Below are 16,013 nucleotides of genomic sequence, written 5' to 3'. Positions count from 1 at the left end.
ATATTTACATCTGTTAGAAAATTGTTAAAAAGTGGAAATTTTATAAAACTTCCACTTTTTGTGTTAATCATTTAACATTTTTATTACAGAGTACATCTACCAAAAGAGTTGACGTGAAAAGGAAACCTACAATCACGTAAATCACTATCGCATGGTACCCAAGGATTTGGACAATTTGGATAATGATTACCGAACCCTGGTGTTGTTTCTGTCACTGATGGGGTTCCACCGGAAATTTGTTTTTGCTCATTTTTACTTAGAGCTTTACCAAGTTTTAAAATTGATTTTTTCATTTTACTAAAATTTTAGAAATTAAATTTGCAGTGAACATTTAAAGACACTCACAGATTGTGTCTATTCTTCGCGAGAGAATTTTGTTCAAAATTCCAAGGTCATCTTTATTGATGGCTTTGGTTTTTTATGTTTTAATTGGTTCAATTGTATTTGGTATGCTAGAGACTTCTTGTAAGTCTTCAATAAATAAGATTAAGTCTTCTCTATTATATTCCTTAGGGTAGCTTTTACCGTTAATAAGTAATTCTGGAGTAAAATTGATATCATTAGATTGGCTCCAATCTTTTTGTTGCTTTAACATTGTAAAATAATGATCTTCATTATTACATTTCCCCCATTTAACTAGCCATTTTTCAGCCATAGGATTTTCATAGATATCGTCCATTGCCTTTAATAATGTATCTAAATTTTCTTCGTGGTATAGTTCTAATAGTTTATTAGAAACCATTGCTGAGTCAGAGCTGATTGCATTTGTGTTAACATTAAAAATTATATTTATTTTGATGTTATCAGTCTTTCGTAAAATATCCTCAATGAGGAAATGAACAGATTTACAGTGCCCACAAAACGGATTGGTTATGACACTTATTTCTAAATTACTATTAGAGTCTCCAAGTATTATGTTATCTAAGTTGTTTGGAATTGTGATTTGTTTAGTTTGATTTAACAAGGAACTAAATAAATTAAAGTTTCTCTTAAACTTATAATATTCAATTTTCAATTTTTTAAATTCATCTTCTCGCTTTAGTAGTGGATTTATATAATTCCAACTTACAAGAGCTATTGCAAACGACACTAATATTAGAGAAGCACTCTGTGGGGAGAATTCTAATATTGAATTTGTATTAAGACTAGAGACACCTGCTTGAAGCCAGAGAACAACAATAATACTTAAGCACAAGGCACACCATTTTTTTACAATCTGTATTTGGTAATAGATTGAGAATATGGTAATAGGTACTGAGGCAAAACTGATGAGATACAGTATGGATATAGTATTTTGAGAAGCAGTAATTACAAATAAAGCAAGGGCTAGTCCAGAAAAATACACAATACTTAAATCACTTAATTTAAAGTTTTTAAAAAGTGTCGCACCTTTTGAGTTTAAAACATCATTACAACTTTTTGTTGTTGACTCTCCGTTACAAAAAGCATTACCGATAACGGAGTTTTCTCCTTGTGCTTGCTTAAATATGGCAATACTTATAATAATTCCTAGAATCGAAAAAACGAAAATTGCGCTTTCACTAAAAGTTGGTTGCATTAGAAAGAACGTTAAGGCTATTAGAATAATGGTTGCAATTGTAATAGTGTCTTTTGATCTTGTGTTTTCGTAGGTATTAGCTTTTTTATTAACTTCTTTTTCTACGGCTACCATGATGCCTGTAAATTGATTCAAGAAAATGGAGGAGTCAATAGTTTGTTTTTTTCTAGAACTTGGATTGTAAATATCTAAAGATTTACCTCTTTTTTTTATTACAGAAAAATCTTCATTGTTATCAATCTTTAACTGCGCTAAAAAAGAGGTTGGGAGTTGCTCAAGAATTTCTTCTGTCTGTGGAACGTCTAATGCAATATTATCGATCTCAAAGTGGTCTAGAACACCCGTTATGGCATGTAAACTTGGATAAGATGGATGACTTTGTATTTGGAATTCTAATTCGGTTTTATCAAAAGGAATCGAGTTTAATTTCAATAATTGTTGAACGTGCAGGAATAGAGGGTCTTTCACAATGCTAAGGTTTAATTTACTATAGTGTTCCTTAGCACTAAGATTTGTTACCCACTAAAGTTTATTTATTTTTATTTTTTTTAAAATGAAGACTAAAAGACCAATAAGAACAGCTAAAATTAAATAATAATAGATATTAAAATTAGAGCTTAATTCTATTGGGCTATCATCACCTATCAAAACAAAACCAGCCCAATAATAAGGGGAAGCCTCACTTAGCGAGTTGGTTTCTAAATATTTTAATTTAGCATTATGAAGTGCTCGCGATTTACTTTGACCAGCTTTAAGATTTGTGTAAAATGAATTTAATAGCTCTACAGTTGAGCGGTCATTAACTTCCCAGAGCGTAGGAAGCACACTGTGAGAGCCTGTATTGAAGAACCCTCTAGATAGGCTCATTACACCTTCTCCTTTATAAAGTTCGCCAAGAGATGTGTTACAAGCACTGAGAACAACTAATTCTGCGGAGGTATTATGATTATATAGTTCGTTTAAATTTATTTTTGAATCGTGAAAAGCAATCCAAGGACTTATACTATCATTAGCATTGGCATGAGACGCAATATGAATAATGTTGGCATCACTAATTTCTTTAAAAAAAGTTCTGCTAGTAGCTTCTTCATTTAAATGCATTTTAGTTGAGAATAGCTTTTCTATACTATTTAATTCTTCTTTTGTGTTTGGAAGTTGAGATAATTCTGAAGAAAAATTCACAGGTGCAAAGCCAACAAAGTTTTCATTATTATTATTATTATTATTTCGTTTAATTTTACTATTTTCATCGAGAAATGTTAACGAATAGGCATAGCTTATCTCATTCTCGAATATTAAATAACTACGCTCTTTTGTTGAGGTCATTAAGGACTCAAAAGGAATATTTTGAAGATAATTATCTGGACTTATAGTTAATTTTTTATCTTTTAGTAATGTTCGTATTTCTTGTGGAAATAAAGTATTGTAAATGGAATTAGAAACTTTTGTGTATTCTGCGATAGAAGATTTGTCTTTAAATGGTATATCCAAAAGTCTTCTATATCTTATCGTTAAAGCTTTTAAGGTTTCAACATCTTCAATTTCAAAAAGCTTAGATTCGTTTTTAGTAATTAAAAGACCATAACCTCTTTCGTCACCAATAATGTATTGTAAATATGCATTGTTTTTTGTGATATATTTCTCTTTAAAACTATTGTAGGTTATAACTTCTGCAGGTTGTAATGTTTTGTAGTAAAGACGATATTTTATGTCTAATACCTCAATAAATTGTATGTAGTTCTCCTTGGCTAATAATAATTGTCTTTGTAAAGAGGAATTGTTTGTAGAATTATTAAGATTTTCTAATTCTGTTATTTTTTCTTTTAATTCTAGGTCTTTATTAGAGATGGTCTTAGGTATATTAGAATTATTCCTAATGTTTCTTAACGCTATATCTTCTAAAAGTAAAATAGCTTTACTTTTTTCTATATAATAAAAAGCATCTTCGATATTATTGGCTATTATACTTGCCTTTGTGCCTAACAAGTATATCTCAGTAGCAGTTTTTCTCCAGAACAATTTAGTATTGCTTTCTTTGCTTTCTAATCGAGATTCATCGATTATATAATCTGCTAATTTTAAGGTTTTTATGCTTTCGTTATAAAATTTTTCTACTTTAGGATTATTTTCAGCAAGCGTTAACCATATTTTTGATTTTTCAATCAATGCAGCGCAAATATATAGTTTTGATTTTGAGTTTTTTAGTTTTGTTTTAGTTGGAAGATTTTCAATGTTATTACTGGTTAGAGGTGCGAGTAGGCTAATTGATTTCTGAATGTGTTTCAAAGCTTTATCATATTCTTTGAAGTTTAAATAATGACGACTTAGATTCTTATTCACTATTGAGATGTTTAAGATATCATTCGTTTCTTCTTTATATTTCAATGCTTCTTTAAAGTAAAATTCTGCATTTTTTTTCTTATCATTAAGGTGTAATAATCCGATGTCCAGATATGCATTGCCTATATAAAAAGAGTCTTTGATTTTATTTGCTAATTTTAACGCTTCCTCATGATACTTTTTCCCTTTTATGAAATCGTAGTCAGCTCTATCTCCATATAATTTACCTAATTCACTGTAGGTTTGATACATAAATATATCTGAAATATCATTGTCTACATTATGGTCTTTTTTTAAGGATTCACTGAGGGCCAATATTTCATTTAGTGCATTTATCCCTATTTGAAGACTCTTATTAGTGTTGATAGTTCGACATAAAACTGCCGTAGCTAGAGCTGATCTAACTAAATAATTGTTTTCACCCAATTGTTTAGCTAGTTTACTCGAAATATTGTAATATTCGGAAGCTTTATAATAATCCTCTAAATCGTCGTAGATTTTACCTGTAAAAAAGGCGCTTTTTAAAGTTAAAATATCAGAAATGTCATAATCTAATAACCTTAAAAATGTTGTTAAAGCTTCTTCTTGGTTTAGGTTTGTTTTTTGGTAATATCCTAGGCTATAAAGATTTTTTCTATAGAAGTTTTTATTTTTATAGCCTAAAGAATCCATTAAACTTAGATTTTCCTTATTAAGTTCAATAGTTTCAATTATGTATCCATTTTTATAATTCAATCTTAACAGTTCATAACTGTCTGCTAAAAAAAAATCGTATTCCTTATTATCATTATGAATTTTGATTAGTGATTGAAGTTTATTCCTTTTTTCGTTATAACTTATATTTGTTTTTTCTAATATTTTTAATGCTTCATTGGATGGTTCTTGGGCAAGAATTTTATTACAAAGTAAAAGACATAATAGAGGAATTATAAACGAAATATATTTCATATAACTTATTAATAATAGAAGATTCTGTTTGTGAAAATTATGCATTATTAAATTAATACTTCTTATATAGATACTTTAAAATTAAAAGCAACTTGAATAATCTATTACTGAAATTATAGGTTCATCTTCTTCTTCTATAATATCTTTTGGTACTGGCCTTGGTTTTAGAACTGATGAATTAACTCCTTCGATGGGCTGTAAAAGAATAAAGTTTTCGTATTCAGACTTGTTTACAGTCCATTTCTCTCTGCTAACATCACAATTTAAACTAGAATAAGCAATTGTATAAATTGTAAAGGAAGTTAACCATTGGTTTCTGTAAAATACATTAAATGGTCCTTCAATTAATGGATTATTCGGAAAAGAGCGATAGAGAGTTTCTAAACTGCCCATGTCAAAATAAATTTCAAGTGTTTCTGTTCCTGGTGGAACTTCATTTAAAACAGTAGCTACCACTAGGAATCCAGAGCCTCTATTATTGTTTCCTTGTCGAGATTGATATTGTTCTTTATCAATTGAAACGGCACTCCTTTCTTCTGTTAGAACTTCATTTTTTTCACACGCAAAAGTTAATGTTAACGTAGCTAATAAAAATAAGTAGATAATTTTTTTCATTGTTTTGATATTTTAAGTTATATCATATTGTTCTACAAACACATATTTGTTACCCACTAAATATAAAAGTTTATTTTTGTTTTACAATACAACAAAAACGCGTGACTGATAATTCTTATTACTTAAAGGCTTTACTTAATAACGATGCTAAGATTATTAACTCTATTTATAAGAATAACTTTTACAAAGTAAAATCTTTTGTACTTAAAAACAAAGGTCAACAACAAGATGCAGAAGATATCTTTCAGAAAGCATTACTACAGTTAGCTGTTCGCTATAAAAAAGAGAAGTTTGTTATTAAAACTAGTTTTGAGCCTTATTTATTTACAGTATGTAAGAATCTTTGGCGTAGAGAGTTAAATAAATCAAAAATTGAGGTAACAAAAGAAGGTTTAATTGAACTAAGAGATGATAATGAAGATATTGCCTTGGCTGTTTTAGAGCAAAAACGCTGGGAATTATTCAATGAGAGCCTAGAATTAATTTCAGAGAATTGTAAGAAGATATTAAAATTGTTTTTTGCTAAAACATCTTATGCGGAAATGGTCGAAATATTTAATTATAATTCCGAAACAGTGGTCAGGCAACGTGTGTTTAAATGTAAAAACAGTTTAAAAGAACTGATTAAAAAAGATAAGCGATTTCAATCGTTGACAGAATTGTAGTCATGGAAGATGATATTTTAATAGATAATTACCTTGAAGGCTTGTTGTCTAAAAATGAAGAAAAGTCATTTTTAGAACGCTTAAAGTCTAATGAGGAATTTAAATATAAATTTAAATTAGAAGAGCAACTTTTTAATGCTTTAGATGAAAATAGCTGGAGTTTTTTTAAGAATAAAAATGTTGAGGTTAATGAATATATACACTTATTAGAGCAGAACGATTTACAAAATTTAAAAAAAACATTAGTTGACGCTAATTCAAAATTTAAAGCAAAGAATAACAACAGTAAAAGAAAAAAATTACTATACTATTTAGCAGCGGCTTCAATCGTTGTTTTCTTAGGGTTTCAATTCTTTTTTAATAAAACCGTTTCCAATCAAGAATTGTATTATGATTATTTGGCTTTAAATGATTTGCCATCTTTTGTTTCTAGAAGTGATGAAGTTACTCAATTAACAGAAGGACAAGGGTTTTTTGAAGACAAGAAATATACGGAAGCATTAGATATTTTTAAATCACTTAAACAACAAGACGGAACTCTAGAAATATATAAAGGAATTACTCAAGCTGAATTGGGACACTATAATGATGCTAAAGAAACATTTAATAATCTTATAAATAGTAATCTCTTAGATGCAGAAAAAGGGTTTTGGTATAAGGCATTGACATATATAAAAGCAGATAAGGTTGAAGCAGCGAAAGCTATATTAGCTGAGATTATTTCTCGTAAACTATATAACCATTCGGAAGCGAAAGAACTTTTAGAAAAAATTAAAGATTGAAAAGAAAGCCAATATTCACAATAACTGCCACCATAATAGTAATTGCAATTTATAGTTATGATTTTTTTATAGAACAAAAGTCTAAAGAAGAAGTTATAACTGAAGGTAAAATTGTAAAAGAAAACACCAACGAATATTATTTACCATCAAGCACGACCAATCAAATTATCCATCATCAAAATTATTCGTTATCTTATAGCGAGCCTCACGAACAAGCAGAGTGGGTGGCATACGAGTTAAAGTCCGCACATTTAAGTTCTACAAACCGTAAACGTCCATATTTTGAAATTGATGATACTGTAAAAACAGGAGCAGCACATTGGAGAAATTATAAAAAATCAAGCTACGATAAAGGACATTTATGTCCTGCAGGTGATAGGCGTTTTACCAAAGCGGCACACGATGAAACTTTTTTAACAAGTAATATTAGCCCACAAGAACATCAATTTAATGCTGGTGTGTGGAATCGTTTAGAGCAGAAAGTTAGATATTGGGCAAAAAAGAATGATGGTATTTTTGTAGTTACAGGAGGTGTTTTAAAAGATAATTTAAAAACTATTGGTGACGAAAACGTATCAGTACCTAATCAATTCTACAAAGTGATTTTAGATAACACTAATGGGAAAATAAAGATGTTAGCGTTTTTAATGGATCATGAAAACTCAAGTTTACCTTTATATAAATTTGTAGTGCCTGTTGATTCTCTTGAAACTTTAACAGGAATTGATTTCTTTCCAGAATTGGATGATGATATTGAAAATAAATTAGAAGCTTCTGCTAGCTATAAAAGCTGGTCTTTTTAGTATTATTTATTTGAGAATTTATTAAGAATGCCTTTCCAACGTAGATTTCTAATAAATTTACCTTCATCTTTAGAAATTAAAAAGTCTATTCCTTTAGCTTTAGCCTTAAAATAGCCAGACATATAATCTCTGAATAATTGAAGGCTCCCTTTTTTATAGGCTAATTTTAATGCTGAAATTAAAGTGATAGAAAATTCATAGCGCATTTTATACATCGCTTCACCTTGTAAATATTTTGAAGCTTTGTTATAAGATTTTCCTGTAGGTTTTAAATGTTTTACATGAAGTGTTTCATCCGTAAGGATTTCCCATCCATTATATTTTGCAAGCAATTCATCAACGGTATCCCAACCCATAGAGGCTTTTAATTGACCTATTTGATTAAAACAATCTTTTCTATAAGCTTTAAGTGCTCCTCTAATGTGATCTTTATTGGTAAGGTTTTCTAGTATCCATTCCTTATTCTTTTGAATATAACAGAAGCCAGAAGCCATTCCTAATTTAGGATTAGCCTTAAAATGATTCGTTAATTTTTCTAAATAATTATCAGGGAAAATAAGGTCGGCATCAAATTTACAAATGATGTCATAATTGGCATCAAGTGTATTTAAGCCTTTATTAAACGCATGAATAATTTTAGAACCAGGCAAATGTTTGTCTGAAGACTTAGAGTTTAACACCGAAATCCATGGATGTCTTGAAGCGTAATCTTCACAAATAGTTTGTGTATTGTCATTAGAGTTGTCATTTACAACAACAACAGCTTTAGGAAGTGTGGTCTGTTGCACTAAAGACTCTAAAGTTTTACCAATAAAATCTTCTTCGTTATGCGCTGGGATGATGATGTAAAAATTCAAACTTCAAATTCTAAATTAGAAAGCCCAAAACTAAGTAAAGCATTTTGGAATTTTGAATTTACTTTTGTGAATTTACATTTCTTTCTGCATAAACAATATAATAACGCGGTGTAAAGCGTCTTAAAATAGGTCTAATTCCTAATTTATTTACAGGGTTTGTCCATTTTTGACGGTCTTTAATCACCCAACCTGTTTTCTCTAAAAGCCAATCTAACTGCCAGTCTTCAAATTCATGATAATGGCGATCTCGCATATCTGTTTTGCTTCTATATGCCGAAGAAAACCAAAGTCTTAATGGAATACTGATAATAATTTTATCTGCTTTAACTGATTTTAAAATTTCGTAAGGTGATAAAAGGTGTTCAAATATTTCAAAAGCCGTAACAACATTAGTTGATGAGGTTTCAATAGCATTACGATTTTCATCTAAATCTTCTCCTGTTGTATTTTCAACTGAAAAACCTTCGGAAATCATAATCTCAGAGAATGGGTTTTTTACACCTAAGTCTAAGATGGTTTCTGAAGTAGAGATATGTTTTTTTAAAAACTGAAGCGTAAGGTTAAAACGCTTATTTGGATATGTTTTTTCGTACATCTTTATTTTTAGAGAATCAGAAATCGTATTAAATTAATATTGATATACAATAGCATTAATATTCATACCTGCGCCTACGCTTGCAAACATAATGATATCACCTTTATTGATTTCTTGGTTTTCTAATTGCCCTTTAAGAATCATATCTAATAATGTAGGTACCGTTGCAACGCTAGAATTTCCAAGCATGTTTATAGACATTGGCATAATACCTTCTGGCATTTCCATTTTATATTGCTTGTAAAAACGTTTAATGATGGCTTCGTCCATTTTTTCATTTGCTTGATGTATTAGAATTTTCTTTACATCATTTATAGATTTTCCACTATTCTCTAAACAAGATTTTAGAGCTTGAGGAACATTTAAAAGTGCAAATTCATAAATTTTTCTACCATGCATTTTTATGTATTTGCGTTTAGCATCATTGTCTTTATCATTGGTTTCTCCAAAGAAAATATAATGTGCTTCTTCTAATGCATAAGTTGCACTTTCATGTGCTAAAATACCTCCTTCATCATTGTTTTCTTCTACAATTACAGCACCAGCACCATCACTATATATCATTGAATCTCTATCGTGCGGATCTATAACTCTAGACAAGGTTTCACTACCAATTACTAAACAGCGTTTAGCGATGCCAGAAGCAATAAAAGCTTTAGCTTGGATAACGCCTTCAATCCATCCTGGACAACCAAAAAGTAAGTCATAACCGACACATTTTGGATTTTTAATTTTTAGTAAATGTTTTACTCGAGAGGCTATACTAGGAACCGTATCACTTTGTTCTGTGTTGTATTGTACATTACCGTAATTGTGAGCTACAATAATATAATCAAGAGTTTCTCGGTCTATTTTAGTATCTTCAATAGCTTTTTCGGCAGCAAAACTAGCAATGTCAGAATTTGATAATTCTTCTGTAACATACCTACGCTGATCTATACCTGTAATAGCTTTAAATTTTTCTACAATAATTTCATTAGAATTCTTAATTGTAGATCCATCTGCATTTAAAAATTGATGATTGTAGAAATCTTCATTTTTTTCTACGTGACTGGGTATGTAACTTCCTGTACCTGCTATTTTAATTGCCATCGGTGTATATTTTCGTACTTACAAAAATAATCAATATTAAAGAGCTTTTGCCATTGCAAAGTTCTAAAGATTAAATTTTTGATGAATTCTTACTAATTGTTATATGTGAATATATAAAACATAAAAAAAGTATTCAAATTGAATACTTTTTTTTATGTTATAAAGTTAGATTATGCATCCATATAGTCTTCAATGGGTGCACAACTACACATTAAATTTCTATCGCCAAAGGCATCATTTACACGTCTAACACTTGGCCAAAATTTATTGTCTCTAACAAATTCTAATGGATATGCTGCAGCTTCTCTTGTGTAGGGTAAAACCCATTCATCAGAAGTAAGCATCTCTAAAGTGTGAGGTGCGTTTTTTAACATGTTATTAGGTTCATCTTTAGAAGTTGTTTCAATTTCTTTTCGAATTGAAATCATAGCATCACAAAAACGATCCATTTCAGCTTTACTTTCACTTTCTGTAGGTTCAATCATCATAGTTCCTGCTACAGGGAATGATACTGTAGGCGAGTGGAAACCATAATCCATTAAGCGTTTCGCTATATCAGTAACTTCAATGCCATTTGCTTTAAAACCACGACAATCAATAATCATTTCGTGAGCAGCTCTTCCGTTTTCACCTGAATATAATGTGGGGTAACATTCGCTTAAGCGCTCTTTAATATAGTTAGCATTAAGAATTGCAACTTCTGTAGCTTTCTTTAAACCTCTATAGCCTAACATTTTTATATAGCCATAAGAAATAAGACATACTAATGCAGAGCCAAATGGTGCTCCAGAGATTGCTGAGATTGCTTGGTGACCTCCTGTTTTAATAATTGGATTTCCTGGTAAGAAAGGTACTAATTGTTTTGCAACACAAATTGGCCCAACACCTGGTCCACCACCTCCGTGAGGAATTGCAAATGTTTTATGTAAATTTAAGTGACAAACATCAGCTCCAATATTTCCTGGATTGGTTAAACCAACTTGCGCATTCATATTGGCACCATCCATATAAACTTGTCCGCCGTTGTCGTGAATAATTTGTGTAATTTCTTTAATAGCTGATTCGTAAACACCATGAGTAGATGGGTACGTTACCATTAATGCAGAAAGATTATCTTTATGTAACTCTGCTTTTTCTCTTAAGTCTTCAACATCAATGTTTCCATCTTCAGATGCTTTAGTTACCACAACTTTCATTCCTGCCATTACAGCACTTGCCGGATTTGTTCCGTGTGCAGATGAAGGAATTAAGCAAATATTTCTATGGTGATCTCCACGAGATTCATGATATGCTTTAATAACCATTAAACCTGCAAATTCACCTTGTGCACCAGAATTTGGTTGAAGTGAAGTGGCTGCAAAACCAGTAATTTCAGAGAGTTGATCTTCTAATGCTTTTAGCATTAATTTGTAACCTGTTGCTTGATCCGAAGGAACAAATGGATGTACATTTCCCCAACTTGGCCAGCTTAAAGGTAACATTTCTGAGGCTGCATTTAGTTTCATGGTACAAGAACCTAGTGAAATCATAGAATGATTTAAGGCTAAATCCTTACGCTCTAAACGTTTTATGTAACGCATCAATTCTGTTTCAGAATGATAAGTGTTAAAAACATCTACCGTTAAGAAATCACTGACACGTTTTAAATGATCAGGAATAGTTTCATTAGTTGAAATGCTTTCAATCTTAGCAGTCGTTTCACCTGTAACCGTTTCAAAAATTGAAATGATATCATTTAAATCTGAAATGTTAGTCGTTTCGTTAATAGAAATCGTTACTGTATTTGTATCTGGGTAGTGAAAGTTAACTTCTTTTTTCTCTGCTTCGTATTTTACTTTAACCGCATCTGCTTTTATTTGTATAGTATCAAAGTAATGAGAATTAACTTGCTCTAATCCTAATTTTACTAAAGAACCAGAAAGGGTAGAAGCAGAATTTTTTATTTTGTCTGCAATAAAAGTAAGCCCTTTTGGACCATGATAAACAGCATACATTGCTGCCATAACTGCTAAAAGTACTTGTGCAGTACAAATATTTGAGGTTGCTTTATCTCGTTTAATGTGTTGCTCTCTTGTTTGCAACGCCATACGTAAAGCTCTATTACCATTTGCGTCTTTTGTAACTCCAATAATACGACCTGGTATATCTCTTTTATAAGCATCTTTTGTTGCAAAATATGCTGCATGAGGACCTCCATAACCCATTGGGATTCCAAAACGTTGTGTGGTACCAATAACAACATCTGCACCAAATTTCCCTGGTGCTTCAAGTTTTACTAAGCTTAAAATATCTGCTGCAACAGCAACTTTTATATTTTTAGCATTAGCTTGTTCTATAAATGATTTAATGTCTGTGATCTGACCGTTTTTTCCTGGGTATTGCAATAGTGCACCAAAATATTCGTCTGAAAGATTGTATTCGCTTTCGTTACCAATAACTAAATCAATACCTATTGGTGTAGCTCTTGTCTCTAATAAAGCAATAGTTTGAGGTAAAACTAAATCTGAAACAAAGAATTTATTAACGTTAGCTTTCTTTTGGCTACGATCCCTTACAGCAAATAATAATGCCATGGCTTCAGCAGCGGCAGTACTTTCATCTAATAGTGATGCATTAGCGATTTCCATACCTGTTAAATCAATAATCATGGTTTGGAAATTCAACAAAGCTTCTAATCGACCTTGGGCAATTTCAGCTTGATAAGGTGTGTAGGCAGTATACCAACCCGGGTTTTCTAATACATTACGCTGAATTACTGCAGGTAAATTAGTAGGGTAGTAGCCTAAGCCAATATAAGTTTTAAATATTTTATTTCGTTGAGATAGCTCGTTGATGTGGCTAAGATATTCTTGTTCACTTAAAGCAGCATCAAGGTCTAAATCTTTTTCTAGACGTATATTGCCTGGAATAGTTTCAGTGATTAATTGAGCTATATTTTTAACACCTATAGTGTCTAACATGGCTTTTTGCTCATCTGAATTTGGGCCAATATGTCTTAGTGCGAAAGAGGTTGTATCCATTAAATAATTATAATTTATTGAGTTGTGCAAAAGTACATATTTAGCCTAATTTTTTAGTTAAGGAAAGCTAAAGTTTTTAACCGAAATTAGAGGTTATTAACACAATGCTTATTTTTGCTTTATGAATGTGTTGAAATGGATTTTTAACTTTTACCTAAATAGTAGTGTTCATGTTGCATTTGCAGCATTAGCATTAGCATGGGTAACACTTATAGAGCTGAATTTAAAATTTGATAAAGAGTTGCTCTATTTTGTTTTTTTTGCAACAATAACAGGCTACAATTTTGTGAAGTTTTTTGGTGTAGCTAAATTTCACCATAGAAGTTTAGCGGGATGGTTAAAAAGCATACAGGTGTTTTCTTTGTTTGCTTTTTTTGCAATGAGCTATTACTTGTTTCAGCTTAAGTTAAATACATTAATATGTATAACTGTTCTTGGTATTATTACTTTTTTCTATGCTATTCCTATTATGATTCCGAAACATTATTTATTTGACGATCATAAAAATTTAAGGCAAATAGGAGGTTTAAAAGTTTATCTCATTGCTTTAATTTGGACGGTGACTGCTGTTGTTTTACCTGTAGTAAATCAAGATTATGAAATTAACACTGATGTCCTTATTATTGGTTTGCAACGTTTATGTTACGTTCTTGTTTTAATGCTCCCTTTTGAGATAAGAGATTTAAATTATGATAGTTTAAAATTAGCAACAATTCCTCAAAAAATAGGCGTAAAAAAAACCAAGGTGATTGGTGTTTCACTCTTGGCTATTTTCTTTATGTTAGATTTTTTTAAAGATGAATTGGTTGCTGATACAGTTTTATCAACATTACTAATTACATCTGTAACATTATTGTTTTTACTTTTTTCGAATAAAAATCAATCGAAATACTATAGTGCTTTTTGTGTAGAGAGCTTACCTATAGTTTGGTTATTAATTTTATTACTGTTTGCTTAATTCTTTTTCAAATTCAGATTGAAGCTTGTTTCGTTCTTCTGCTTTTAAACATTGAACTTTAGAAGTTTCTATGGTTTCTGATAATTTTGTGTTTTTTTTAGAATAGGTTTTTGTTACATGGCAATAAAGCAAGCGCAACATTAATTTAAGTCGTTCACTGGTTGAAGCTTCACCGTATTGTGCTTTATCACAAATATGTTGAGCTTCATCGCAACTAACAAATAAAAAACTTTTTTTCATCTTAATATTTTTCTGTAAACAGAATTTTCAATTTAATTATACCAATTTTTTTCCATGCACTCAGCTAAACTTGTTCGTGCTCTGTGGATAATCACCCATAAGTTAGACGCAGTAATATCCAATTCTTTACAAATTGTTTCTGTATCATAATCTAACATTGTTTTCATTTTAAAAACTTCGGCTTGTTTTTCTGGTAATTTACCTAGGCAATCGTAGATCGCATCACCTAATTCAGAATTTACTAATGTGTCTTCAGCTGTTTTGTCTGAGGCATCAGAAACGCGCTCTTCTAGCCAATCGCCTTCCGTTTCGGTATCACTGTGATAGTTCATTCTAACTTCAGCTTTACCTTTATTAGAATTTATTTTTCGATAATGATCAATGATCTTTCGTTTTAAAATTGAAATTAGCCAAGTGCGTTCACTTGCTTCTCCTTTAAAATTAACCATTGATTTTAATCCAGCAAGAAATGTTTCAGAAATTAAATCCTGAGCAATTTCTCTGTCACTTACACGTGTAATGGTGTAATTGAAGAGGTAGTCTGAATATAGTTTTACCCAATCGTTTGGGTTGATTTGGTGCTTAGGCATTTATTGATTTGATTACTAAGTCAAAAATAAGTTAAAAAATTGAGAATTAATTTAGTTATGTTAGATTACTTATAGCTTGTCCTATAGATTGATGTTTAAATGTGAAGCCATTATTAATTAATTTTTCTGGAATGACGTTTCTACTTTTTAGAACTAACTCTGGTTCTGTGCCTATTAGTTTTGCACCAAACGTTATTAACCATTTTGGTTGGGGAATTCCGAAAGGAACTTTAAATGATTTTCTAAGTGTAGTCATTAATTTAGCATTTGTAGTTGGTTTTGGTGAAACAATGTTAAAGACTCCGTTGAGGTTGTTCTCTATTAAAAAATCAATAGCTCTTGCAAAATCTGTTTCGTGAATCCAACTAACTTTTTGTTTGCCATGCCATTGTTTTCCTCCTAATCCAAATTTTGTTAATTGTTTTAAAGGGATTAATGCACCTCCGTTTTTACCTAATACAATTGAGGTTCTTAAGATGACCTTTCTTGTATGTGGTGTTTCTATATTATTAAAGGTAGCTTCCCATGATTTAGCAATATTCATAGAAAAGTCGTTACCAACATCACCGTTTTCTTCCGTCATTTGTTTTTGATATGAATCTTCATAAATTGTTGAAGTAGACATGTTAAGCCACACCTTTGGTGGTTTTTTGCTTTTAAGAATTGCTTTTCCTAATACGTTAGTAGAATCTATACGAGAATCGTGAATCAGTTTTTTATTAGCTTCAGTATATCTACAATCTACAGATTTACCTGTAAGGTTGATGAGTGCATATGTACCCTCAAGTGCTTTGGTCCATTGGTCTAGATTTTTTGCGTTCCAGTAAATATGATTTGATTTGGTGGGTTTTCTAGTTAAGATTATAATGCCGTAACCATTACTTGTAAAATAGTTTTCTAAAACTTGGCCTAAGAAGCCAGTGCCTCCTGCTATGATGATTGTTTTCATG

Annotated in this window: 15 protein-coding genes; 4 read left to right on the top strand and 11 right to left on the bottom strand. The window is 30.8% G+C overall.

The annotated features are described in order from the left end of the window. Window positions 1-83 precede the first annotated feature (83 nt). The 4 genes from HM985_RS13610 to HM985_RS13595 all read right to left on the bottom strand — a co-directional run bounded on the left by HM985_RS13610 (window position 84) and on the right by HM985_RS13595 (window position 5,461). Window positions 84-293, bottom strand: coding sequence for a hypothetical protein (locus tag HM985_RS13610; RefSeq protein WP_179376770.1), 210 nt, complete (start codon window positions 291-293; stop codon window positions 84-86). Window positions 294-418: 125 nt separating this feature from the next. Continuing rightward, complete coding sequence (locus HM985_RS13605) at window positions 419-2,026, bottom strand: vitamin K epoxide reductase family protein (RefSeq protein WP_179376769.1); 1,608 nt, start codon at window positions 2,024-2,026, stop codon at window positions 419-421. Between the two features lie 54 nt (window positions 2,027-2,080). Further along, window positions 2,081-4,846: a CHAT domain-containing protein gene (locus HM985_RS13600; RefSeq protein WP_179376768.1), complete on the bottom strand. Its 2,766-nt coding sequence runs from the start codon at window positions 4,844-4,846 to the stop codon at window positions 2,081-2,083. An 81-nt stretch (window positions 4,847-4,927) separates the two neighbouring features. Continuing rightward, complete coding sequence (locus tag HM985_RS13595; protein WP_179376767.1) at window positions 4,928-5,461, bottom strand: hypothetical protein; 534 nt, start codon at window positions 5,459-5,461, stop codon at window positions 4,928-4,930. A 101-nt stretch (window positions 5,462-5,562) separates the two neighbouring features. On the opposite strand from HM985_RS13595, the gene HM985_RS13590 reads away from it, so the two are divergent. The 3 genes from HM985_RS13590 to HM985_RS13580 are packed head-to-tail and all read left to right on the top strand — an operon-like array spanning window position 5,563 to window position 7,711. Further along, window positions 5,563-6,126, top strand: a complete 564-nt coding sequence (locus HM985_RS13590) for an RNA polymerase sigma factor (RefSeq protein WP_179376766.1) — start codon at window positions 5,563-5,565, stop codon at window positions 6,124-6,126. 2 nt (window positions 6,127-6,128) lie between these two features. Next, the gene (locus tag HM985_RS13585) at window positions 6,129-6,908 is read left to right on the top strand and encodes a hypothetical protein (protein WP_179376765.1); all 780 of its coding nucleotides are present in this window, start codon (window positions 6,129-6,131) and stop codon (window positions 6,906-6,908) included. Beyond that, window positions 6,905-7,711: a DNA/RNA non-specific endonuclease gene (locus HM985_RS13580; protein ID WP_179376764.1), complete on the top strand. Its 807-nt coding sequence runs from the start codon at window positions 6,905-6,907 to the stop codon at window positions 7,709-7,711. Before HM985_RS13585 ends, HM985_RS13580 begins: the two co-directional genes overlap by 4 nt. A gap of 2 nt (window positions 7,712-7,713) precedes the next feature. On the opposite strand, the gene HM985_RS13575 is transcribed toward HM985_RS13580, so the two are convergent. The 4 genes from HM985_RS13575 to gcvP all read right to left on the bottom strand — a co-directional run bounded on the left by HM985_RS13575 (window position 7,714) and on the right by gcvP (window position 13,275). Further along, window positions 7,714-8,568: a glycosyltransferase family 2 protein gene (locus HM985_RS13575; protein WP_179376763.1), complete on the bottom strand. Its 855-nt coding sequence runs from the start codon at window positions 8,566-8,568 to the stop codon at window positions 7,714-7,716. Window positions 8,569-8,626: 58 nt separating this feature from the next. Next, window positions 8,627-9,163 (bottom strand): methyltransferase, encoded by a 537-nt coding sequence (locus HM985_RS13570; protein ID WP_179376762.1) that lies wholly within the window; start codon window positions 9,161-9,163, stop codon window positions 8,627-8,629. Between the two features lie 33 nt (window positions 9,164-9,196). Beyond that, window positions 9,197-10,255: a 3-oxoacyl-ACP synthase III family protein gene (locus HM985_RS13565; protein WP_179376761.1), complete on the bottom strand. Its 1,059-nt coding sequence runs from the start codon at window positions 10,253-10,255 to the stop codon at window positions 9,197-9,199. A 170-nt stretch (window positions 10,256-10,425) separates the two neighbouring features. Next, window positions 10,426-13,275 (bottom strand): aminomethyl-transferring glycine dehydrogenase, encoded by a 2,850-nt coding sequence (gcvP, locus tag HM985_RS13560; RefSeq protein ID WP_179376760.1) that lies wholly within the window; start codon window positions 13,273-13,275, stop codon window positions 10,426-10,428. A gap of 121 nt (window positions 13,276-13,396) precedes the next feature. On the opposite strand from gcvP, the gene HM985_RS13555 reads away from it, so the two are divergent. After that, window positions 13,397-14,233 (top strand): hypothetical protein, encoded by an 837-nt coding sequence (locus HM985_RS13555; protein WP_179376759.1) that lies wholly within the window; start codon window positions 13,397-13,399, stop codon window positions 14,231-14,233. On the opposite strand, the gene HM985_RS13550 is transcribed toward HM985_RS13555, so the two are convergent. The 3 genes from HM985_RS13550 to HM985_RS13540 are packed head-to-tail and all read right to left on the bottom strand — an operon-like array spanning window position 14,219 to window position 16,012. Further along, window positions 14,219-14,473: a hypothetical protein gene (locus HM985_RS13550; protein ID WP_179313643.1), complete on the bottom strand. Its 255-nt coding sequence runs from the start codon at window positions 14,471-14,473 to the stop codon at window positions 14,219-14,221. The genes HM985_RS13555 and HM985_RS13550 overlap by 15 nt on opposite strands. Before the next feature lie 32 nt (window positions 14,474-14,505). Continuing rightward, window positions 14,506-15,063 (bottom strand): sigma-70 family RNA polymerase sigma factor, encoded by a 558-nt coding sequence (locus HM985_RS13545; RefSeq protein WP_179313644.1) that lies wholly within the window; start codon window positions 15,061-15,063, stop codon window positions 14,506-14,508. A gap of 55 nt (window positions 15,064-15,118) precedes the next feature. Beyond that, complete coding sequence (locus HM985_RS13540; protein WP_179376758.1) at window positions 15,119-16,012, bottom strand: TIGR01777 family oxidoreductase; 894 nt, start codon at window positions 16,010-16,012, stop codon at window positions 15,119-15,121. Window position 16,013: the final 1 nt, after the last annotated feature.

It is taken from the genome of Winogradskyella wichelsiae (assembly GCF_013403925.1).
Classification (GTDB): domain Bacteria; phylum Bacteroidota; class Bacteroidia; order Flavobacteriales; family Flavobacteriaceae; genus Winogradskyella; species Winogradskyella wichelsiae.
Note: the sequence above shows the minus strand (reverse complement) of the source record. Positions and strands in the feature narration are given on the sequence as shown.

What these genes read in the sequence shown, in the direction of transcription:
- HM985_RS13540 (WP_179376758.1), bottom strand. Translation starts at nt 16,012, where the DNA reads ATGAAAACAATCATCATAGCAGGAGGCACTGGCTTCTTAGGCCAAGTT.
- gcvP (WP_179376760.1), bottom strand. Translation starts at nt 13,275, where the DNA reads ATGGATACAACCTCTTTCGCACTAAGACATATTGGCCCAAATTCAGAT.
- HM985_RS13595 (WP_179376767.1), bottom strand. Translation starts at nt 5,461, where the DNA reads ATGAAAAAAATTATCTACTTATTTTTATTAGCTACGTTAACATTAACT.
- HM985_RS13585 (WP_179376765.1), top strand. Translation starts at nt 6,129, where the DNA reads ATGGAAGATGATATTTTAATAGATAATTACCTTGAAGGCTTGTTGTCT.
- HM985_RS13565 (WP_179376761.1), bottom strand. Translation starts at nt 10,255, where the DNA reads ATGGCAATTAAAATAGCAGGTACAGGAAGTTACATACCCAGTCACGTA.
- HM985_RS13545 (WP_179313644.1), bottom strand. Translation starts at nt 15,063, where the DNA reads ATGCCTAAGCACCAAATCAACCCAAACGATTGGGTAAAACTATATTCA.
- HM985_RS13600 (WP_179376768.1), bottom strand. Translation starts at nt 4,846, where the DNA reads ATGAAATATATTTCGTTTATAATTCCTCTATTATGTCTTTTACTTTGT.
- HM985_RS13570 (WP_179376762.1), bottom strand. Translation starts at nt 9,163, where the DNA reads ATGTACGAAAAAACATATCCAAATAAGCGTTTTAACCTTACGCTTCAG.
- HM985_RS13610 (WP_179376770.1), bottom strand. Translation starts at nt 293, where the DNA reads ATGAAAAAATCAATTTTAAAACTTGGTAAAGCTCTAAGTAAAAATGAG.
- HM985_RS13555 (WP_179376759.1), top strand. Translation starts at nt 13,397, where the DNA reads ATGAATGTGTTGAAATGGATTTTTAACTTTTACCTAAATAGTAGTGTT.
- HM985_RS13550 (WP_179313643.1), bottom strand. Translation starts at nt 14,473, where the DNA reads ATGAAAAAAAGTTTTTTATTTGTTAGTTGCGATGAAGCTCAACATATT.